General features: G+C 56.1%; 21 protein-coding genes and 1 tRNA gene. 12 read left to right on the top strand and 10 right to left on the bottom strand.

Going from position 1 to position 20,083, the window contains the following annotated elements; translation table 11 throughout:
• Window positions 1–104: 104 nt before the first annotated feature.
• Together GJA01_RS05905 and GJA01_RS05900 are read right to left on the bottom strand one after the other, a co-directional pair.
• Window positions 105–287 carry a hypothetical protein gene (locus GJA01_RS05905; RefSeq protein ID WP_062504965.1) on the bottom strand — a complete coding sequence of 61 codons (183 nt, stop codon included), beginning with the start codon at window positions 285–287 and terminating at the stop codon, window positions 105–107.
• Window positions 288–292: 5 nt separating this feature from the next.
• Complete coding sequence (locus GJA01_RS05900) at window positions 293–538, bottom strand: helix-turn-helix domain-containing protein (protein WP_082785304.1); 246 nt, start codon at window positions 536–538, stop codon at window positions 293–295.
• Between the two features lie 139 nt (window positions 539–677).
• Here GJA01_RS05900 and GJA01_RS05895 point away from each other — a divergent pair, with 139 nt between their 5' ends.
• The 11 genes from GJA01_RS05895 to GJA01_RS05845 all read left to right on the top strand — a co-directional run bounded on the left by GJA01_RS05895 (window position 678) and on the right by GJA01_RS05845 (window position 9,009).
• Complete coding sequence (locus GJA01_RS05895; protein ID WP_062504963.1) at window positions 678–905, top strand: hypothetical protein; 228 nt, start codon at window positions 678–680, stop codon at window positions 903–905.
• On the top strand, window positions 902–1,318 hold the full coding sequence (locus GJA01_RS05890) for a hypothetical protein (protein WP_007282962.1): 417 nt from the start codon (window positions 902–904) through the stop codon (window positions 1,316–1,318). Before GJA01_RS05895 ends, GJA01_RS05890 begins: the two co-directional genes overlap by 4 nt.
• Complete coding sequence (locus tag GJA01_RS05885; protein WP_062504961.1) at window positions 1,318–2,169, top strand: hypothetical protein; 852 nt, start codon at window positions 1,318–1,320, stop codon at window positions 2,167–2,169. Before GJA01_RS05890 ends, GJA01_RS05885 begins: the two co-directional genes overlap by 1 nt.
• Window positions 2,166–3,113, top strand: a complete 948-nt coding sequence (locus tag GJA01_RS15530) for a hypothetical protein (RefSeq protein WP_062504959.1) — start codon at window positions 2,166–2,168, stop codon at window positions 3,111–3,113. Before GJA01_RS05885 ends, GJA01_RS15530 begins: the two co-directional genes overlap by 4 nt.
• A 92-nt stretch (window positions 3,114–3,205) precedes the next feature.
• Window positions 3,206–3,487, top strand: a complete 282-nt coding sequence (locus GJA01_RS05875) for a helix-turn-helix transcriptional regulator (RefSeq protein ID WP_082785303.1) — start codon at window positions 3,206–3,208, stop codon at window positions 3,485–3,487.
• Window positions 3,481–4,047: a hypothetical protein gene (locus tag GJA01_RS05870; protein WP_062504957.1), complete on the top strand. Its 567-nt coding sequence runs from the start codon at window positions 3,481–3,483 to the stop codon at window positions 4,045–4,047. The genes GJA01_RS05875 and GJA01_RS05870 overlap by 7 nt, the downstream gene beginning before the upstream one ends.
• A complete protein-coding gene (locus GJA01_RS05865) occupies window positions 4,044–4,781 on the top strand; it encodes a phage antirepressor (protein WP_062504956.1) in 738 nt (245 codons plus the stop codon). Before GJA01_RS05870 ends, GJA01_RS05865 begins: the two co-directional genes overlap by 4 nt.
• Complete coding sequence (locus GJA01_RS05860; RefSeq protein ID WP_062504954.1) at window positions 4,778–5,341, top strand: hypothetical protein; 564 nt, start codon at window positions 4,778–4,780, stop codon at window positions 5,339–5,341. The genes GJA01_RS05865 and GJA01_RS05860 overlap by 4 nt, the downstream gene beginning before the upstream one ends.
• Window positions 5,338–6,411 carry a DUF7146 domain-containing protein gene (locus GJA01_RS05855; RefSeq protein WP_172794492.1) on the top strand — a complete coding sequence of 358 codons (1,074 nt, stop codon included), beginning with the start codon at window positions 5,338–5,340 and terminating at the stop codon, window positions 6,409–6,411. The genes GJA01_RS05860 and GJA01_RS05855 overlap by 4 nt, the downstream gene beginning before the upstream one ends.
• Window positions 6,362–8,275 carry a DUF927 domain-containing protein gene (locus GJA01_RS05850; protein WP_062504952.1) on the top strand — a complete coding sequence of 638 codons (1,914 nt, stop codon included), beginning with the start codon at window positions 6,362–6,364 and terminating at the stop codon, window positions 8,273–8,275. The genes GJA01_RS05855 and GJA01_RS05850 overlap by 50 nt, the downstream gene beginning before the upstream one ends.
• A gap of 185 nt (window positions 8,276–8,460) precedes the next feature.
• Complete coding sequence (locus GJA01_RS05845; protein WP_062504950.1) at window positions 8,461–9,009, top strand: recombinase family protein; 549 nt, start codon at window positions 8,461–8,463, stop codon at window positions 9,007–9,009.
• A gap of 677 nt (window positions 9,010–9,686) precedes the next feature.
• Here the strand turns inward: GJA01_RS05845 and GJA01_RS05835 are convergent.
• From GJA01_RS05835 to GJA01_RS05800, 8 genes are all read right to left on the bottom strand, one after another.
• Window positions 9,687–9,762, bottom strand: a tRNA-Lys gene (locus tag GJA01_RS05835).
• 108 nt (window positions 9,763–9,870) lie between these two features.
• Window positions 9,871–10,749, bottom strand: a complete 879-nt coding sequence (locus GJA01_RS05830; RefSeq protein ID WP_062504948.1) for a ParB/RepB/Spo0J family partition protein — start codon at window positions 10,747–10,749, stop codon at window positions 9,871–9,873.
• Window positions 10,750–10,755: 6 nt separating this feature from the next.
• Window positions 10,756–11,556 (bottom strand): ParA family protein, encoded by an 801-nt coding sequence (locus GJA01_RS05825; protein WP_034880827.1) that lies wholly within the window; start codon window positions 11,554–11,556, stop codon window positions 10,756–10,758.
• Window positions 11,546–12,127: a 16S rRNA (guanine(527)-N(7))-methyltransferase RsmG gene (rsmG, locus tag GJA01_RS05820; protein WP_023944376.1), complete on the bottom strand. Its 582-nt coding sequence runs from the start codon at window positions 12,125–12,127 to the stop codon at window positions 11,546–11,548. Before rsmG ends, GJA01_RS05825 begins: the two co-directional genes overlap by 11 nt.
• A complete protein-coding gene (gene mnmG / locus GJA01_RS05815; RefSeq protein WP_062504946.1) occupies window positions 12,124–13,980 on the bottom strand; it encodes a tRNA uridine-5-carboxymethylaminomethyl(34) synthesis enzyme MnmG in 1,857 nt (618 codons plus the stop codon). The genes rsmG and mnmG overlap by 4 nt, the downstream gene beginning before the upstream one ends.
• A gap of 3 nt (window positions 13,981–13,983) precedes the next feature.
• A complete protein-coding gene (gene mnmE / locus GJA01_RS05810) occupies window positions 13,984–15,279 on the bottom strand; it encodes a tRNA uridine-5-carboxymethylaminomethyl(34) synthesis GTPase MnmE (RefSeq protein ID WP_062504944.1) in 1,296 nt (431 codons plus the stop codon).
• Window positions 15,280–15,394: 115 nt separating this feature from the next.
• Entirely contained in the window at window positions 15,395–16,831 is a 1,437-nt protein-coding gene (locus GJA01_RS05805) for a c-type cytochrome (RefSeq protein WP_062023473.1), read from the bottom strand.
• A gap of 34 nt (window positions 16,832–16,865) precedes the next feature.
• Window positions 16,866–19,130 (bottom strand): PQQ-dependent dehydrogenase, methanol/ethanol family, encoded by a 2,265-nt coding sequence (locus GJA01_RS05800; RefSeq protein WP_010504410.1) that lies wholly within the window; start codon window positions 19,128–19,130, stop codon window positions 16,866–16,868.
• A 428-nt stretch (window positions 19,131–19,558) separates the two neighbouring features.
• On the opposite strand from GJA01_RS05800, the gene GJA01_RS05795 reads away from it, so the two are divergent.
• Complete coding sequence (locus tag GJA01_RS05795; RefSeq protein WP_062504942.1) at window positions 19,559–20,044, top strand: methylated-DNA--[protein]-cysteine S-methyltransferase; 486 nt, start codon at window positions 19,559–19,561, stop codon at window positions 20,042–20,044.
• The last annotated feature ends 39 nt before the right edge of the window (window positions 20,045–20,083 follow it).

Below are 20,083 nucleotides of genomic sequence, written 5' to 3'. Positions count from 1 at the left end.
CTCAAATGTGGAGAAGAAAATTAACACGGTCAAGGAAATCCGTGTAACGGTCGCCAGCCCGGCGGGATCTGATGTTCTTTATTGGTTCTAAGCCTGACGGAGCCTTACCAGGCTCCCAGTTCGCTCAGGATAATCCGTGCCAACCCTTCATTGGCGCCACCATTGGATTCCCGGGCACTTTTGGACTGATGGGTCTTGGCATTGGTGACAGTGATGATGCCTTTTTCGACCCGGTACCATCCAATGCGTTCACCGTTTTCGATAACGTCGATTGTGCGGCTGTCCATTTGCTCTACTCCTGATGAGCGGAGGCTAGGCGCACGCCAGGGCCGCCTCCGTTTTGGGGGATGAACTCTACGCCTGCGGCTTCCAGGGCTTTGCGGATGGCTGTGATCGTGCTGGCACGCGGGGCTGTTGCGCCATCTTCAAAGCGGACAAGAGTGCTTTTTGGAACGCCGCTGACGGTCACTAATTCATCGCGGCTCCAGTTGAGCAATCCTCTTGCTGCTCTCACCTGCGCCGCTGAAATGGTATCCACAATATCATTTCCGCTTGCTTCTGATGTGAGAGAGTGACACTCTCCGTATCGTTCTGCAAGGAACAAACCGTTTTACGGCTGGATGAGGTGCTACCAACACCTCGCCCAGCCTAACCACATACCGAGAGGGACCTCGGCAATGGCTATTCATGCCTTTACCACGTCCGGCTTGCGCCGGGCAGTGATTGCTTCTGCGCACCTTGTTTCTGAGGCCGCACCTGCTGTTCTGGGGGCTGGTCTGTTCCTGCTGTCTATCGTGACACTGGCCCAGCCGGAACATCTGCACGGCCCGGCGCAGGCTGGTCATCACCATACCCATTCCTCCCTCCTGCTGGCGTCTGCAAAAGCGGAAAGGGGGCGTTCATGATGAATGATCAGTCCAAGGCCAGAATGGCGACTGTAGCGGGTTTGGGCCGTCTCGCCGGGCTGGCAGCCATGACAGGGACAGACGCCATTACGGCGGACTCTCTTTCATTCTGTCCGCCTCCTGTGGATTCACACCTGGTTGGTCTCTGCGCGGATCTGGCTGCCACGGAAAGAGAGCGGCAACGTCAGCTTGACCAGGCACACAGTCTTCCGGCGTCTCGCCTGGGGGGACTGCTGGCCCGGCGTCAGACGTTGATTGCTGCGGTCTGTGAGACGAAGGCAGGCAGTCTGGACGGTCTTAAGGCCAAGAGTAGAGCCACGCGGCTTGTGCTTGGGGATGCGGTGGTCCCGCGTAACATGCGGGAGGCCCTGATGCGCTCCCTGCTGGAAGACATGCAGGGAGGGCTCCTGTGATGCAGACGTTCAAGGTTAATGCGGGCGGAGAGAATGCGGCTGATGTGTCGCCAGATGCCGTGCTGATCCGTCTGTGCGGTGAGTTCGTGCAGACTGTGCGGGCCAAGGATGCGCTTATGGAGACGGCTCCAGCCAGTCCTGAGGCTCAGGCTGTTTCTGATCGGGCACGTGAGTTGCTGGATGATTTTCTGGTGCAGCGTGCGACAACGCCGGAAGGCCAGAAAGCCCAGATGGAAGCTCTAAAGGCATTAGGACGGCCGGTGCTTGATTATGAGCAGATGATCCGTGAGGCTCCAGACTGGTTTGGGCAGGTCGCTGCGGCCATCATACGTGATCAGGCACAGGTCATGCAGGTTCGCCCGGCGGAGCCAGTTGTTTCCGCTTCTGTGGGGCCGGTGTCACCCTATGAGGCTGCTGTTCGTATGCGCCGGGCTCAGAAGCTCAAGGATCAGAGGACTGATTACCTTGAAAGTTTGGAAGACGGGCAGGAGATAAGGAAACGGCGCTGGTCTGCCCTTGATGCGCAAGCGGCCGAAAGTGTCGAACTGCTGTTGCATGATCTGATGCCGCTTCTGCCGTCTGCCTCCCTGGTGGACGCTACGGTTCAGGTGTTTGCGGCACTGGAAACGCTCCAGGCAGTGGATCTGGAGCCGGTGGGGGGAAGTGCTCCCCTGTATCGGTCCGAGAATGTCACGCGGATTATGCGGTGTCTGTCCTCAGCATTGCCCGTCCTTATGGCAGCCTGTGGGCAGGACCTGACGGACGTTCTGGACCCTGCGGCGCTGAGCCTGCCAGAAGCTGAGCACGGGCTTTTCAAGACACTCTGGCAAGGCTCTGAGGTGATGGCATGACCGGTCTTTCTTTAGCCTCGTCTGGGCTGGTCCGCGCTAGGTATGTTCACGGCTTGTTTCCTTTTGGTGCCGGGCGCATGGTGACGGATGGCGCGGCTAGGTCTGGCCGCCGAACGCCGGAACCCCACGTCTGGCCCGCCGCGCCGCTCCAGTTCACGCGTGGGGACGGCTGGCGTGGGGCGGCTATGGATAATCGTAATTCTTCTGATCCAGAATGGTTTTCGCTGTTGTCGCCTGTGGACCAATCTATTGCATCCAGACTTATCAGGCTGAGTGGTGAAGCCGCGTTTCGCCGTATTGCAACTGCGGCGGCGAGAGGGCAGGCAAAGCGCGGGAGATCGAAAGAAAAATGGGATGATGCTTGGCTGTCAGAAGGGTATCGTCTCTGGCTATTGTCTCCAGACGCGTCTTTTGAAAAAATTGCTAAAGAAGTAATAGAGGCTGATCAATCTATTGATCCTCGAATAAAAGATGGCCGTATTCGAGCGTTACGGGATGAGCTAACTCAATCCATCAAGAAATTTAATTCAAATTTAAAAAATGAGACGGTTGGGGAGCGCCTAAAGCGTTTTGAAAATCCGGATCTCTTCACAAAAGTAGAAAATAAAATTTTTGAAGAGAAAAGAAAAGTTGCTCGAAATGGTAACGTTATGGACGTTAATAATTCTTTATTGAAATTTATTAGGTTTATGGGAGGTAATTTTTCTAAAATACCAGACAATATAAATATATCACGATATTTAAATAAGGAAAAAATTAATAATTCTGAAAAAAAGAGAATTACTTTATTGAAGATGGAGGAGCGGGAAGGGAATTTCTACGATGCGTTTTCTCCTCTTTTAGACCACATGCCAGTTACTCAAGCTCGTCGCATATATGAAGCTGTGAGTGGCTACGTTGAAGAAGAAGCCAAGGCTTTTAACGGTGGTCCGAAAAAGAGCTGATTTAATGTAGTGGCAATTTTTTTTGCTATGACATCAATGAATAGCCGCGCCGGTTCGCAATTGGCGAACAGGAAAACTGCGGAGTATCACGAATGAATGTTCCGGTTATTGGTGAGCAACCAATTCATGGAAAAGAACGGCTTAATCGTCGCCGATTAGTGTTGTCAGAAGTGGAAACTGCTGACGAGCTGTCGTTATCAGTACGAACGCTTCAATCAATGCGAATGGATGGCACGGGGCCAGCTTTTATCAAGCTGACAGAACGGCGGGTGGGTTATGCTGTTTCTGAGTTGGAACGTTGGCTGGCAAGTAGAACTGTCCGTTCAACGGCAGAAGCAACGGTGCGAGCCCAGCGGGAGGCCGCACCATGCTGACAGCCTCCTACAGTGTTTCTCAGAGTGCACCCGCATCGCGCCGGGCCGGTGATCTGCTTTGGCCGTCTCTGGAGGACAGCAAGCCGGATCTGCTTACGCGCCTTATGACGTTCTTCCGTGGCTGTGACGACTACGTGCAGAACAGTCCCTGGCGTCGTGACATGAGTGAGACCCTGCGTCTGCATGGCCGTGATGAGTTCCGTCCTGTGCCGTCTCAGGCTGCTGTAATTGGCCTTCTGGCAGCGTGGGCAGAACTGCGGAAGGTTCTACTGGCTGACGACGCCTTTCTTGCCCTGGTCCATCAAGACATGCCGGAAGACGCGCCTGACCAGTTCCAGTCTCTGAAGGCCGCCCTGGTGTGGTTCCGCATTGGACTGGACCGGGATGTTCGCACGGTCGAGGCGAGGAACTGGCTGGATGCTCTCGGCTGGCAGGATATTCTCACTCTGGCAGAAAAGCGGGATCAGGCAGCCGAACGGTTGATTGCTGGAACCGCCATTGTCGGGCCGGAAGGTGACATCGTGGCTCTACCTGCGGCCCGGCGGGAGGGCGCGGTATGACCGAGATGATGCCTCTTCAGTTCGAAGGCCAGAATGTCCGGGTGCTGAACCGTGAAGGTGTTGCTTGGTGGGTGCTGACGGATGTGTGCGGTGTTTTGGAAATCCGCAACTCCCGTGATGCTGCTGACCGATTGGATAATGATGAAAAGGGGGTCGCTATTATCGACACCCTTGGTGGTCCTCAGGAAATGACCATCATCAATGAATCTGGTCTCTGGTCTTTGGTCCTCACAAGTCGGAAGCCTGCTGCAAAGCGGTTCAAGAAGTGGGTGACAGGTGAAGTCATTCCGTCAATCCGCCGCACCGGTGCGTATGTCGCCTCTTCTGCTGAAGACACGTCTGAGACGCTGATGGCGCGTGCTGTTCTGGCAGCTCAGGAAGCTCTCCAGCGGAAGGATGCCGAACTGGTGGCGCTGGCTCCGAAAGCCTTGGCCTATGATCGCATCGCCGGGATGGACGGACTGCTAACCCTCACGGAAGCGGCCAAGGAATGTGGGTGGCCGCCGCGTCGGTTCATGGCTCGTCTTCACGAGATGCGCTGGATCTATCGGGCCGGAAACAAGAGCCGCTGGATTGGTTATGCGGACAAGGAACGGGCTGGCTATCTCTCTTACAAGCATTTTGAGCAGACGCATCCGGAAGGGCATTTGGTGAGCCGCCCTCAGGTAGTGCTGACCCTCAAAGGGCTGGCTCGCATTGCCCAGATCCTCCCTGCTCTGGGGGAAGTAGTATGACTGGTGGTTTTGCAGGTTTCCGTTTTGGAATTGCAGAGCTGGCAATTCTGGGGCTGCTTTTTCCGGCGGAATGCGAGGATCTGCCTGTATGGTCTGTGGAGGACAGGGCGATCTTTCGCCGGGCCGCTGATCTGGTGGCGCGCAAAGGTGGTGATCTGTTCGTTCCGCCCGGCGATGGTCAGGACGCGTTGGCTGAAGCGCAATGGGAAGCCAATGCGCGGGCTTCGGGCTGGTGGCCTTTTACCTGGGTAAAGACAGGGCCAGACGGCGACTGTATCAGGCAGGTTCATGATCTGACATTGCCATTGCTCTGGGGGACGGAATGGCTCCTGGTGGAGCTGGAACGGCGGCGCTTTACCTATGCAGATCCGGCGATCAGGGCGGCATCTGATCTCATTCGGCACGCCAAAGCCCGTCTGGATGTTTTGCGTGAGCATGAAGGGGGCTTCGTCAATGATGTGCCCGATCTGAGGGATGTCTGCGAACGGCTCTCTGACACGCTGCAAGGCCGCTGCCCTGTTCTTATGGCTTGGCCCGTTCTGGAGCCTGAACCCGTATGAGGCAGCATGACGCGGGCACACTCTCACGGATGCTGGCGGAACGTATTGGCATTCTGGTGCGTGAGTTGCTGCCGAACGGCCGGAAGGACGGAGCGGAATGGCGTTGTGGGTCTCTGGCTGGTGAGAAAGGCCAAAGCCTTGCCGTTCATCTGAATGGTTCTCGTGCAGGCATCTGGTGTGACTTCAGTTCAGGCGAGCGCGGGGATGCGTTGGATCTGGTAGCGGCTGTCCTGTTCAGTGGTGAGCGGAAAGAAGCCATGAAATGGGCTGTCAGTTGGCTGGGGCTGGGTGATGGTTCTGCACCGACTTTCCGTGCTCCTGAACGGAGGCAGCCTGTTCCAGATAGGCGGAACGATGAACTGGATCAGGAGGCCCAGCGGAAGCGGGCTTCTGCGCGTCGGCTATGGCATGACACGGCACCTGGTATCGCAGGAACGCCAGTAGAGGCTTATCTCGCCGGGCGCGGGATTGTTCTGCGTGAGCTTGGGCGTGCTCCTGGTGCGCTACGTTTCAATCCGTCTGTCTGGTGTGGGGAAGTGCAGAGACCGCTTCCAGCCATGATTGCGGCCATCTGTGGCCCATCCGGAAAGCTGGTGGCCGTTCATCGGACGTGGCTGGGTCAGATGCCCGGCGGCCAATGGGCCAAGGCTGATCTTCAGAACGCCAAGAAGGTGCTGGGATCGTTCGCGGGCGGATGCGTGCGCTTGTGGCGTGGAGCCTCTGGCAAGGCGTTGGGTGTAGCTCCAGACGATGACGTGACGGTTATCGCGGAAGGCATTGAAACAGCGCTGTCCGTGGCTGTGGCCTGTCCTGAGTTCCGTGTGTTGTCTGCGGTCTCGCTGAGCAACATGGCTGCCGTCACTCTGCCGGACGCGCTCAAAAATATCATCATCGCGGCCGACAATGACAGCGGGAATGAAAAAGCCCGCCGCGCTCTGGAAGCCGCTCTCAAGAAATTCGCATCGCAGGGCCGCACTGTTCGGCTCGCCATGCCTGAAATCGTACATGGAGACTGGAACGATGTCCTCCGGGGAAAAGACACAGACGGGAAGTCAGAGCGGCCGGTCTGATATTCGCAAGGGAATTGAGAACGCCACGGTGTTCCAACTTCCGGTAATGGGACGAAACGACGCAAAACAGCAGGAGGTTAGTGAGGACCGGCGGTTTCTTTATCTGGATAGTGGGATCTGGCGCCGGGCCGGGGATGGCGCTCCATACTTCATCTGCGGACCTGTCGAGGTGTTGGGAGAATCACGCGATGAAGCTGGACAGAACTGGGGGCTTCTCCTGGCTTGGCATGATCGTGATGGTCACCGGCATGAGGAAGCTTTTGCGCGTGCATTGTTTGCTGGTGATGGCAATGAGATCCGAAGCCGTTTGGCTGATGGTGGTCTGACACTTGGCGCCGGGCCGAAAGCCAAGGCCGCGTTCCTGGAGTGGCTGGCGAGTTTGCAGAGTTCGCAACGTGCGAGAAGTGTGACGAAGATCGGCTGGCATCGTTTCGGGGGTGGGGATGTGTTTGTTCTGCCTGATGAAACGCTGGGTGAAACTTCTGAGCGCGTGGTGTTGCAGACGCTGGATCGTGAAGCGTCTCTGTTTGGGGTTTCAGGCAGCGTAGAAGATTGGAAACTCCAGATTGGTGCGCTGTGCATGAAAAACAGCCGTCTAATCTTCGCGGCCTCGTGTGCCTTTGCTGCGCCTCTTCTGGGGCTGTTGGGTGAAGAGGGCGGCGGCATCTCCTTCAAGGGTTCTAGTCGTCTGGGTAAGTCTACGGCCTTGCGCGTGGCGGCCTCTGTGTGTGGAGGCACACCTCAGAGCGGGGCAGGGGGTTACATTCGCTCCTGGCGTTCTACGTCCAACGGTATCGAGAGCACGGCCTTGGCGTCCTGTGATGTGTTGCTGCCATTGGACGAGATTGGGCAGTTGGACCCGCGTGAGGCTGGTGAGATTGCCTATCTGCTAAGTAACGGGCAGGGCAAGGCGCGTGCTTCTCGGACGGGTGGAGCGCGGACCGTGGCTCGGTTTCGCATTCTGTTCCTGTCCACCGGCGAGCTGGGGCTTGCGGATCTCAACCGTGAAGCCGGAAAGGCGACAAAGGCTGGACAAGAGGTGCGGTTTGCCGATCTGCCAGCAGACGCCGGGCATGGCCGTGGATTGTTTGAAGACGTGCATGACCATGACACGCCAGACGCTTTCGCCCGTCATCTGCGAGTTGTCACAGGGCAGTATTATGGCGCGCCGCTACGAGCCTTCTTGGCGAAGCTTACGGATGAACTGCGGATGAAAGGGAATGACGCCATACAGGATCGGTTGCGCGGTCGTATGGCGGATCTGACGGCTCAGTGGTTGCAGTCCTATCCTGAGGCATCGGGACAAGTGCGCAGTGTGGCTGCACGGTTTGCGATGGTAGCAGCAGGCGGAGAACTTGCGACGGAATACGGTCTGACAGGCTGGGACAATGACACGCCCGGCGTGATGGCGGAGATCTGTTTCACTGCATGGCTGGCAGAGCGCGGAACAGTTGGACGGCGTGAGGATGAACAGGCTGTTGCCCAGGTGCGAGACTTCATTGCCAAGAATGGTGAAGCCCGGTTTGAACGCTGGGTCGATCCTGTCCAAGCAGATGCGGCGCAGTCAGAAGAGAGCCAGCCGCCGGGCGAACGGTTCCGGACGCAGAACCGGGCAGGCTGGAAGCGATGGATGATAGGTGAGGAAGGGAAGCATGAGTGGCGTTACTTCCTGACAGCAGAGGGAATGTCCGAAGCTCTATCAGGGTTGAACCGACGCAATGCTACACAGACGTTGATTGAGACGGGCTATCTCATGCCTGGCAAGAACAAGAACTCGACTGTCATTTCTCCGCCGGGCCATCGCAATATCCGGGCGTATGAGGTGAAGGCTTCTATTCTGGGAACGGAAGAGGGGGACCGCTGAGGCGGTCTCCTTTCGCCATGCGCTGGACGCATGAGTTCAGGGTGTCTCTTTTGAGTATACCGATACGAGACGTTTTTGTGAGACACGGGATTGGCGGATTTCCTTGTCTCATTTGGGTTGATTTTTTCATATGAGACATTCTATGAGAAAGATCTAGACCCAAACGAGACACTTGGAACCGCCATATGAGCTATCTAGGTTACGCCCGCGTCAGCACCACCGATCAGGATCTGACAATTCAGGAGCAGGCTCTCAAAGCGGCTGGGTGTCAGGTTATTCGTTCCGAGAAGGTGTCAGGAACTTCGACCGCCGGGCGTCGAGAGCTGCAAACCCTGCTCGCTTTCTTACAGGCAGGGGACGTGCTGGTGGTGACACGGATTGATCGCCTCGCTCGATCCATTGCGGATTTGCAAACCATCATGCACACGCTCAAAGACAAGGGCGCGGCTTTGCGCTGTACGGAGCAGCCAGTGGATACGACCACAGCAGCGGGCAAGGCGTTCCTGGACATGTTGGGTGTGTTCGCAGAGTTCGAGACGAACCTGCGGCGTGAGCGTCAGCTAGAAGGGATCAAGGCCGCTAAAGAACGTGGCGTCTATACCGGCCGCAAGTCCTCGATTGATGCTGACGTGGTGAGGAAGCTGAGAGATGAGGGAATCGGGCCTGCTGAGATAGCCAAGCGTCTCGGCATTGGTAGGGCCAGTGTCTATCGCATTCTATCTGCTGATCTCTGAGCCTGCTGCGGTCCGGGTGTCTGGTCTGCGCGGGCAGCGCAGGAAGTTTCCTTCCCGCGTTTTTTGCCTCCCTATGCATTAAGCGCATATCGCTACCTTTTGAGGCTGGCATATGCGGATGGGCGCGTTTGGGAGGTGTTAAAGAAAAACCCCAGTTTTCTGCGGAATAGCCTTAAGAGCCAATAACACCTTTTAGAAGGTGTTACGCCTGAACTATGAAAGGTGTTATTGGAAAACTGTTATAAAACAGATGTTTATCGGTCGAATAACACCCTAACACCTTTAACACCGTTTTCAGGGCAAGGGTAAGAAAGGCAGAAGCAGAGACCTCAGAGGTATGCGTTTTGTGCATGGATCTGAAAAAAGGGAGGGGCAGGGCCAGCAGGATCAGGCGGTAATCCGGAAAATGTTGGGTCCCTCCTGGAGGGTTTGCCGTCCGGGGGTAGTTCGCACCCTGGTAAGAGGCACTTTCTGCATAAATCAGGAATCGGGTTTGTGTTGTTGTTGTTGCTGCTCACAGCATGACAGCGAAAGCGGCCAATATTTTTCAGATGAGTCCGGATTGAGTCCGGAAGATCTTTAGGGTGGATATAGACCCTGATCTGGAAGACGGTTTAGGCACCGCTGAGATCATCTAAAAAGCGCAGATTTTCAAGGGTAAGACCGGAAACGGAGCTTGGTGGGCACACAAGGGCTCGAACCTTGGACCCGCTGATTAAGAGTCAGCTGCTCTACCAACTGAGCTATGTGCCCGTCGCTCCGTTTCCGGTGAGGCGCGTTATAGAGCGAACTCCGTGGGTTGTGCAAGAGGGATTTTCAGGAAAAACAAATAAATCTGAAAATCCCTCACAAAACAGTAGCTTAAGACCGATTCAAAAGTCGCATGAGGCTCTCGAATTGTTCGAGAGACCGATAATCGATCTTGAGTGAGCCGCCTTTTTTACCATCGTAGGAAATATGAACTTTCAGGCCAAGACGAAGAGCGAGGTCTTCTTCGATCTGAACAATTTCAGCATTCCGGCGGCTTTTGGGGGCAAGCTTCTTGTCCGATTTCTCGGCTGCAAGTGCTTCAGTCTGTCGGACGTTCAGGCCTTTTTCCAGAACGATCTTGGCGGCAGCCACTGGGTCAGGGTGACCCAGCAGGGCACGAGCGTGACCGGCAGTTAACGCGCCTTGACGCACATAGGCGCGCACTTCGGAAGGAAGGTTAAGCAGGCGCATCGTGTTGGTGATGTGTGGGCGGGATTTGCCAACAGCGCCGGCCAGCTCTTCCTGCGTTAGCGTATAATCATTAAGGAGACGCTGGAGCCCTTCAGCTTCTTCGATCGGGTTCAGGTCTGCGCGCTGAAGGTTCTCGACCAGTGCCGCAGCCATGGCATCCGTATCATCCAACTGACGCACATGGACCGGCACACTGTGCAGTCCCGCAAGCTGCGACGCACGCCAGCGACGCTCACCGGCGATGATCTGATAGCGTTCCGGATTGATAGGGTCTGGTCGAACCAGAAGAGGCTGAAGAATGCCTCTAGAGCGAATGGAATTGGCCAGTTCTTCCAGGCGCTCGGGGTTCATGTCCTGACGTGGCTGAAAGGGACTTGGTTCCAGCACATCGACGGGTAGGGAGGTATGCTGCTGCACTGGAGTATTGGCGCGTGTTGTGCGGGCAAGTTGAGGGGCTTGGTCCCCCAGCAGGGCTGCAAGTCCACGACCGAGGCGCGGGGAAGTGTCCTTTTTGGCCATCGCAGCTTACGCCTTTGTCCTGTTCTCGGTTCGCTTCAGAAGTTCGTCTGCAAGTGCCACATAGGCGACTGCGCCTGTGGAGCGTGCATCATAATTCAGCACCGGACTGCCGTGGCTCTGAGCTTCGGAAATACGGATATTTCTCGGGATCAGCGTTTCGAGAACCTGGTCTCCGAAGAACCCTCGTGCATCCTGTGCGACGAGTTCTGAAAGGTTATTTCGTCGATCATACATTGTCAGAACAATGCCTTCGAGATGCAGATCTGCATTGAAAGCACGCCGCACACGGTCAATGGTGCGGACAAGTTGACTGATTCCTTCGAGCGCAAAGAACTCACACTGAAGGGGAACTAGCACACTGTCGGCTGCAACCAGAGCGTTCAGCGTCAGGAGGCCAAGGCTGGGAGGGCAATCGATCAGGATGGTGTCGTAATCGCCTTCAAGGGCGCGGAGCGCATCGCGGAGACGATATTCCCGCCGCTCATCTGCAATCATCTCCAGTTCGGCACCAGCCAGTTCGTTATTGGCTGTGATGATCGAAAGATTCTCGAACTCGGTCGGCTGAGCAAGGGCATGTGGCTCTGCTTCCTGCATCAGAGCAGCATATGTGCCGACATTCCGCTGATCATACTCGATGCCTAATCCGGTCGAGGCATTGCCCTGTGGGTCCAGATCAACGAGCAGGACGCGCTGTTTCCGTGCCAGCGCAGCGGCCAGATTGATTGTGGTCGTGGTTTTGCCAACACCACCTTTCTGGTTGGTGACGGCAATGATACGAGTGGTGGGGGATACGGAATTAGACGACACGCTTGAAATCACTGACCTTGATGATGGCTCCGCCGGGGTCGGTGCGGCTGGGAAGAATGGTAGATGTCATGTGCCAGTCACGGCTTGCCTCGGTCAACTCATCCTGTGCCTTTATACCCTTGAGAAACAGACAAAATCCGTTTTCTTTCAGCAGAGGCCGCGCCCAGCCGAGCAGTTTGACCAATGGAGCCAGTGCGCGAGCTGTGATGATATCTGCTTCTGGAGGATTGGCCGCTTCAATTCTTTTGGGAAGAACAGTGACATTGGCTTCGCAGATACGGCCAGCCTCCCGAAGGAACGCGCATTTCCTCTGATCGGATTCAATCAGCGTAACCGGATTACCCGTCGCGATGGCCAGAATGACACCCGGAAAGCCGCCACCAGAGCCGAGATCTGTAATGGTGGCGCCTTGGGGGATCTGGTCTGCGAGTTGCAGGCTGTCCTGAATATGGCGGGGCCAGAGTTGGCCTAAATCTTTCGGACTGACCAGATTAATCTTCGCATTCCACTGCACGAGCAGATCAGCGAAGCGCTCCAGTCTGTCCTGCGTTTCACGTGAAACGGTGGTCATGACAGGGTCCTTACATGAGCCAGCAGAGCAACAAGCGCGGCAGGCGTTACGCCTCGAACGCGTTGTGCGGCTGCAAAGCTGGTCGGTCGGGCCTGAGTGAAACGCTCGCGCATTTCGTTACTCAGGCCGCCAATGGCTGTGTAATCCAGATCGTCTGGCAGTACGATGGCACTTTCCGATGCAAGCTGTTTGATCTCACGGTCCTGCCTGTGCAGATAGCCACCATAGCGGGCTTCTGTTTCCACATGACGGCGGATGCGAAGCGGCAATTCTGCGAACCAAGGCGCTAGATCGAGAACTCTGGAATGATCACCATTACTGGCCAGAACATCGAGAACGCTCCGACGCCGTCCATCCAGTGAGACTTCAAACCCGACTTCTCTGAGTGTCTGGGGCAGGAATGTTGTCGAAGCGGCCTGAGCCATAGCCGCATCAATCTGGGTCTTCATATCTGTAAAAGCGTTGGCTCGTTCTGCCAGAACGCAGCCTGCATCCATACCTTTCGGGGTCAGGCGCAGGTCGGCGTTATCAGCGCGCAGGATCAGACGGTATTCGGCACGGGAGGTGAACATGCGATAAGGCTCGCTGATGCCGTGCAGCGTCAGATCATCGATCATGACGCCCAGATACGCATCGCTCCGATCCAGAATGAGGGAATCGTTTCCGGCTGTCGCGCGGGCGGCGTTCAGCCCGGCGAGAAGGCCTTGAGCCCCCGCTTCCTCATAGCCTGTCGTTCCGTTGATCTGCCCCGCCAGATACAGACCCGGCAGACTACGCAACTGAAGCGATGGCAGAAGTTCGCGTGGATCGACGTAGTCGTATTCCACGGCATATCCGGCAGTCACGATCCGGGCTTTTTCCAGACCCGGCATGGAGGCGATCATGAGCGCCTGAACGTCCGCCGGAAGGCTGGTGCTAATTCCGTTCGGATAGACGAGGTCGCCGCCCGGATTGCCAGGAAGTGCTTCGGGCTCCAGAAAAACCTGATGGGAAGATCGCTCTGCGAAGCGGACCACCTTGTCCTCAATTGACGGGCAATAGCGTGGACCACGCCCGGCAATCGCACCACCATACATAGCAGAACGATGTAGGTTCTCGTTGATGATTCGGTGTGTTTCTGACGTCGTCTGGCTGATGCGGCACGAGACCTGGTCGTTCGTGATGCGATCCGTCAGGGGACTGAAAGGTTCCGGGATGTCGTCACCACGATCTTCGGGCAGATTGTCCCAGTCGATGCTGTCCCGGGCAATGCGTGGTGGTGTGCCGGTCTTAAGGCGGCCCATACGGAGGTTCAGGGCTTCCAGACGTTCCCCCAATTTCGTGGCAGGGGCTTCACCGATGCGCCCGGCAAGTTGCTGCTCATGGCCGACATGGATCACACCGCGTAGAAAAGTGCCCGTTGTCAGGACAACAGCACCGCAATGAAAAGATCTGCCATCCTCGCAGATGACACCGCAGATCTGTCCGTTTTCTTCAATCAGATCCCCAACAGCTCCAGCCATGATCGTCAGGTTGGGCGTTTCTGCCAGAAGGGTTTGAATGGCCGTCCGGTAAAGGGAACGGTCAGCCTGTGCACGGGGGCCGTGAACGGCTGGCCCTTTGGAACGGTTGAGCAGTTTGAAATGGATACCCGCGCGATCGGCAGCTTTGCCCATCAAGCCATCCAGCGCGTCGATTTCACGCACGAGATGGCCTTTGCCAATTCCGCCAATAGCAGGATTGCAGGACATAGCTCCGATGGTTTCGAGCTTGTGGGTCAGCAGGAGTGTTCTGGCTCCAAAGCGCGCAGATGCTGCGGCTGCTTCGCACCCGGCGTGACCGCCGCCGATCACGATGACATCGAAATCGCTCAAAACCTACTTCCCGATACAGAACTGCCCGAAAATTGCATCGAGCAGGGATTCAACATCAACACGTCCCGTCAGACGCCCCAGAGCCTGCATGGAAAGGCGAAGCTCTTCGCCCCGCAATTCAGGCCAGGTGGCAGTCCGGGCGCGCTCCAGATGGGTGACGGCTTCCTGAATACCTGCACGATGACGTGCCCGGGTCAGGGGCGGTGCACCGGCGCTAGCAGTCAGTGCTGAGACCCGTTCCGTCAGTACGGACCGAAGTGCTGACAATCCATCACCTGTCTGGGTGCTGATGCCTAGCATGTTCGGCGGGGCAGATGCGATGTCGATTTTTGTACGAACCGCAATTTCATTGTCAGACAGAGCGTCCGTAGTTTCGTCTGGCCCAATTAAATGCAGAATGACGTCCGCCTGTTTCACGTGAAACAAAGCGCGCCGGATACCTTCTGCTTCGATCTCATCTTCCGTCTCACGAAGTCCCGCTGTGTCGATCAGTCGGAGGCGGACACCATTTAAAATCCAGTCAACGGCAATGGCGTCTCGTGTTGTTCCTGCGCGATGCGTGACGATTGCTGCATCATAACCAGATAAGGCATTGAGAAGGCTGGATTTTCCAACATTCGGAGAGCCTGCAATGACGACTGTTAACCCCTGTCGCATCAGTTCGCCGCGATTGTCTTGCAAGTGAGCGGACATTTCGTGATGGAGCGCTGACATTTCAGCCAGAAGAGTTTCCTCGACTTCTGGAGGAAGGTCTTCGTCCGGGAAGTCAATCAGAGCTTCCTGATGCGCTAAAACAAGGCGTAGTCGCTGCGCCCAGCCATCGTATAACCGACTGAGAGCCCCATCTGCTTGTTGAAGTGCCTGCTTGCGCTGGCTTTCCGTCTCGGAATCGACCAGATCGGCAATGGCTTCGGCTTGAAGAAGATCCAGCCGACCTTTTTGCACCGCACGTTTGGTGAATTCTCCTGGTTCAGCAGGCCTCGCCCCCAGATCAGTCAGAGCATCCGCAACGCGGGCAATAACGGCTGGTCCGGCGTGAAGGTGGAGTTCAAACCCGTCTTCGCCGGTGTAGGATTTCGGTCCCGGAAGCCAGAGAACTACGGCATGATCCAGAACTTCGCCCTGATGACGAAGGCTGCGAAGGCTGGCGCGTCGAGGTTCAGGGAGGGAGCCGCAGAGATTCTTGAGAAGTTCCGCACTTCCTGGTCCGCTAGCGCGCATGATGGCAATGGCCGCACGGCCCGCACCGGTTGCCAGAGCAAAAATAACCTGCGAGGTCGAAAAGGAGATGGGGGTCATGCTCCTTATGTAATGCAGGATGTGGTTCTGTGAAAACGGATTGATGGCAAAAGAAAAAAAGGTGGTTCGCTTCCGAACCACCTTTTCATGTCAGGCTAACAAAGTTGGGAGAGGCTTACTGAGCCTGATCCACACCTGTGTGCGTCTGAGGGGAGAAGGTCCAGCCTTCGCCATAAGGCTGCGGCATGTAGGCCATCCAACCCTTGGAAGAAACATTCCATCCAGCCGTGGACACCGGAGCACCCGTTGTGCGGAGCTTGCGGATATCCGAAGCGGACAGCGTTCCTGGAGCCTGGTTGCCCCAGCTCTTACGCATGAAGTTGACGGCATCGGCGATCTGCTGGTCAGACAGATGATCGCGGAAGCCCGGCATCGCAACAGCGGACGGCGCCGTGTTCGTCGGAGGCAGGATGCCACCAAAAGTCACGATGTTCGCCATGGATGTTGCATCATCCGTAATGACAACCGGGTTGCCAGCCAGAGGCGGGAACATGCGGTTGACGCCCGTACCGTCGTTCATATGGCAGATGGAGCAGTTATGCAGATAAACCTCTGCGCCTGCGTCCCCCTTGCCACCGGCTTCGAGCAGGGCCGTAGCCTTGCCGTCATCCTGACCGAGGTTCTTGCCTTCTGGCACGGCCGGCATGCTCTTCAGGTACTTGGCGGTTGCGTGCAGATCGTCATCCGTCCAGTGCTGGGTGCTGTAAGCCACCACGTCGGCCATGCCACCGAAGACGGCAGAATGGTCGATACGGCCGCTCTTCAGGAACTCGGCAATGTCTTCTTCAGACCAGCGACCCAGACCCGTATCGCTGTTGCTGCGCAAGCTCGGAGCGATCCAGTTGTCGATCGGTGCGCCACCGGAGAGGTAAGCGTTGCCGTCCTTCGTCGTATAACCCTTGACCTGCATGGCCATGCCACGAGGTGTATGGCACTCGCCGCAATGGCCCGGGCCATTCACAAGATATTCGCCACGGGCAATTTCCGGATCGGAAATGCTCTTGTCGAGGCCGGGTGTCACTGTCGGAACAAACATTGCGCGCCAGATGGCCAGCGGCCAGCGCATGTTCATCGGCCAGGAAATGTCTGGTTCCTTGTTCTGACGGGCTACCGGCTTCACGCCATGCATGAAGAAAGCATACATGGCCTTGATGTCGTCATCAGACAGGCGGGCGAATTCAGGATATGGCATGGCCGGATAGACCGTTGCACCATCCTTGCGGATACCCTTGCGGATGGCCTTCGTGAAGTCTTCCAGCGTGTAGCTGCCGATACCGTATTTCGGGTCCGGCGTAATGTTGGTGGAGTAGATCGTGCCGATCGGGCTCTTGATCTCCAGACCACCAGCATAAGGCTGGCCGTGCAGCGCCGTGTGACAGGCGACGCAGTCAGACAGGCGAGCCACATAAGCGCCGCGCTGAATCAGGGCGTCATCAGCGTCCTGGGCTTGGGCAGCGCCGAAAGACACTGCCATAAGGCCGACTGCGGCCGCGTATTTCCATCCCTGTTTCATCTCAGATACCAGTCTGTCCCGAGTTAATGCCTTGAGCATGTCACGTCATTCCTTTCAGCGTGACGGTTTCCCGTCACGGATGGTCCGGCGTTGCAGGCGCAACCGAACCCTGAGGGACGTTGAGGAATTCAGCGTTGGGGACGCCTGCCTCATTCTCTCGGGCCTTGACTTCGTCTGCGTAGGACTCGTTGGCACGCTTCACAAGGAAGTTGCGGATGTCTTCGATTTCAGCCGGAGACATGGACGTATCGAAACGGTCCATACCATAGGCCGTCAGAGCACCCTTGCCGACGAGCTTGTAGAACTTTTCCTGTCCGCGGATTGCACCGGACCAGCGCAGGTCTGGCAGAACGCCACCGGAAATGCCGTTATCGCCATGGCAGGCTGCGCAATAGGTCTGGAACTGGAAGTAGCCATCCTTGATCTTGGCTTCGTCCCACTTTTCAGGTGGCTTCACCGGAACAAACCCGAGTTCGTTCTTGGTCGGAAGCTTGTCACTGCCGTCGAGAGCAAATGCAATGATTCTGGAATGGTTGACCGTCCAGCCCGACGTGCGGGCAACGCCGCCGAGGAAGAACGGATAGATACCGCCCCAGCCCACTTCCACAGCGACATACTGCTTGCCGTGTGCCGTGTAGGTCACAGGCGGAGCGATGATGGCGCTCTGGGCTGGGAAGGTGAAGAGGTCCTTGCCCGTTGTCGCGTCGTAGGCATGGAACTCGCCATTGGCGAGACCCTGGAACAGAACGCCGCCAGCCGTAGCCAGAAGGCCACCATTCCATGGACCCTTGTGGTCAACAGTAAAGACAGCCTGCTGCTTTGCGGGATCCCACGCAACGATCCAGCCCTTCAGATCCTTCAGGAACTGGGCCTTGTCAGCCTTATGCTGTGGATCGTTGTCATCCAGCAGACCGATCTTGTTCATGTCGAGGCCAAGGTTCCAGCTGTCGTGGTGAGCCTTGAAGCCACCCTTCTGCGGATCGTAAACGAACGGAACCTGCTGGGCCGGGATATAAACCAGCTTCGTCTGTGGGCTGTAAGCCATGGCAGCGAAGTTATGGCCACCCAGATCGCCTGGGATACCGTACCAAGGCTTGCCGTTCAGCGTCCAAAGAGCTTCTGGATTATAGTTCGGGCGGCCTGTTACAGGATCCAGACCATTGGCCCAGTTCTCATAAGTGTAAGGCTTGCCAGAGATGAACTTACCGGTCTTGGCGTCGATGATGTAGAAGAAGCCGTTCTTTGGAGCGTGCACGAGCACATGGCGCATCTCGCCATTGATCGGCATGTCGAGCGCCATGATCTGCTGAACCGAGGTGTAATCCCACTGGTCCATCGGCGTTTCCTGGAAATGCCAGACGTATTTGCCGGTGTCAGGATTGATGGCCACGATGCTGCCGAGGAAGAGGTTGTTACCCTTTCCTTCAGAACGGAACTTGTAGTTCCATGGCGAACCGTTACCCACGCCCAGATAAACGAGATCCGTTACCGGGTCATAGATCAGGGAGTCCCAGACGGTACCGCCGCCGCCCTGCTGCTTCCATGCGCCGCCCTTACCCCATGTCGGGTAAGCCTTGGACATCAAAACATCATCGGACGCAGCGCCATCCGGCTTGTTGTCAGGGTTCGGAACCGTGAAGAAACGCCAGTCCATTTTGCCGGTTTCGGCGTCATAGGCTGTGACGAAACCACGGGCACCGAATTCTGCACCACCGTTACCGACGATGACCTTGCCCTTGGCAATACGCGGAGCGCCATCAAGCGTGTAAGAGCGCTGATGACCCAGCTGGGCTTCCTTGGGAACCGTATAGACGCTCCAGACCAGCTTGCCGGTCTTGGCATCCAGTGCGATCAGACGGCCGTCAAACGTGCCGAAATAGACCTTGCCGTTCCAGTAGGCTGCACCACGGTTGACCGTATCGCAGCAGCCGCGGTCAGCGATGTTGCCTGGAACTTTAGGATCGTAGGACCACAGCAGCTTGCCGGTTGCTGCATCCAGAGCCTTCATTTTGCTCCAGTTGGTGGTGGCGTACATGACGCCATCAACGATCAGCGGCGTACCTTCCTGACCACGATTGGTATCCAGATCGTAGTGCCATGCGAGCTTCAGGTTGCTCGCATTGTCCTTGGTGATCTGGTCCAGCGGGCTGTATCGCTGCTCGGAATAGGTCCGGCCATAGCTCATCCAGTCTCCCGGATGCTGGTCGGCGTTTGTAATGGCTGTCCCTGTGTCCTCAGCTAGGGCGACAGGAGAGGCGGCGCAGAATGCCAAAGCGGCAGCGCAGCCCAGAAGGCGCTTCTTCGTAACGTTGATCGGCGTCAGTAGACCAGAAACCATGATCCGACTGTCCTCTTTGCAAAGACTGTTCCTGTTACTGGTATTTCGGACTCCTTAAGTCCTGATAGGCTCCTTTCACGCGATAAAGGTGCCATCAGTTTCTCAAGTTGTCTGGAAAACCAGCATCACGAGAACTTACTACTCCTTATTTTATTGTTTGTAGAAAACTGGGCTTCTGACGTTTCCGTGAGCGGTATGTTTGAGAAATAGTCTTCTTGATTAGATGAGAATTATTCTTAATAAGAAACAAGCAAACATCTTTGGTACCTGTCGCAGGTTTGACACAAAAAATGGCAGTTTCTCAACAAGGTGAGTAATATTTCGTAAAATCATACAAAAATGATCCCATATGTTATTTGAGAATACCGGCTTCCCGGCATATGCGTGACACGCATGTGTTTTTTTTATAGGGACTCTTTTAGGGAAGCATGATTGACGCTTTCCTGGGGATGAGGCAGCGTATCTGCATGCCACAGCTTTCCTGTCATTCCCCACTTGGAGCCCTGACCATCAGCGAAGATGAAGGGCGTATTGTTGCTCTTGATTGGGGTTGGGGCCGCGATCAGGAAGAGACGCCACTTCTGGTGAGAGTCCGCGATCTTCTTGAAAAATATTTCGATGGGGAGAAGGTCGATTTCAGCGACCTTCCATTTTCTCCCTATGGAACGCCTTATCGCCAGAAAATCTGGAAAGCCATTCTAAAAATCCCATACGGAGAAACGCGGACTTACGCTGAAATTGCCGCACAGGCTGGAGGGTCAGCGCGCTCTATTGGTGGGGCTATGGGAGCCAACCCAATTCCGGTTCTCATCCCCTGTCACCGCGTTGTAGGGGCAACCGGGCTAGGGGGATATTCCGGATTGAATGGTATTGAAGACAAGAAAATTCTTCTTAATCTCGAAAAAGGCGACTGAAAACACCAATAAAAAAGGGGAGCCGAAGCTCCCCCTTTT

The organism is Gluconobacter japonicus, from assembly GCF_002723975.1.
In the GTDB taxonomy this organism is placed as follows: domain Bacteria; phylum Pseudomonadota; class Alphaproteobacteria; order Acetobacterales; family Acetobacteraceae; genus Gluconobacter; species Gluconobacter japonicus.
The sequence above is the reverse complement of the archived record's forward strand: the minus strand, read 5'-3'. Positions and strand labels throughout refer to the sequence as shown.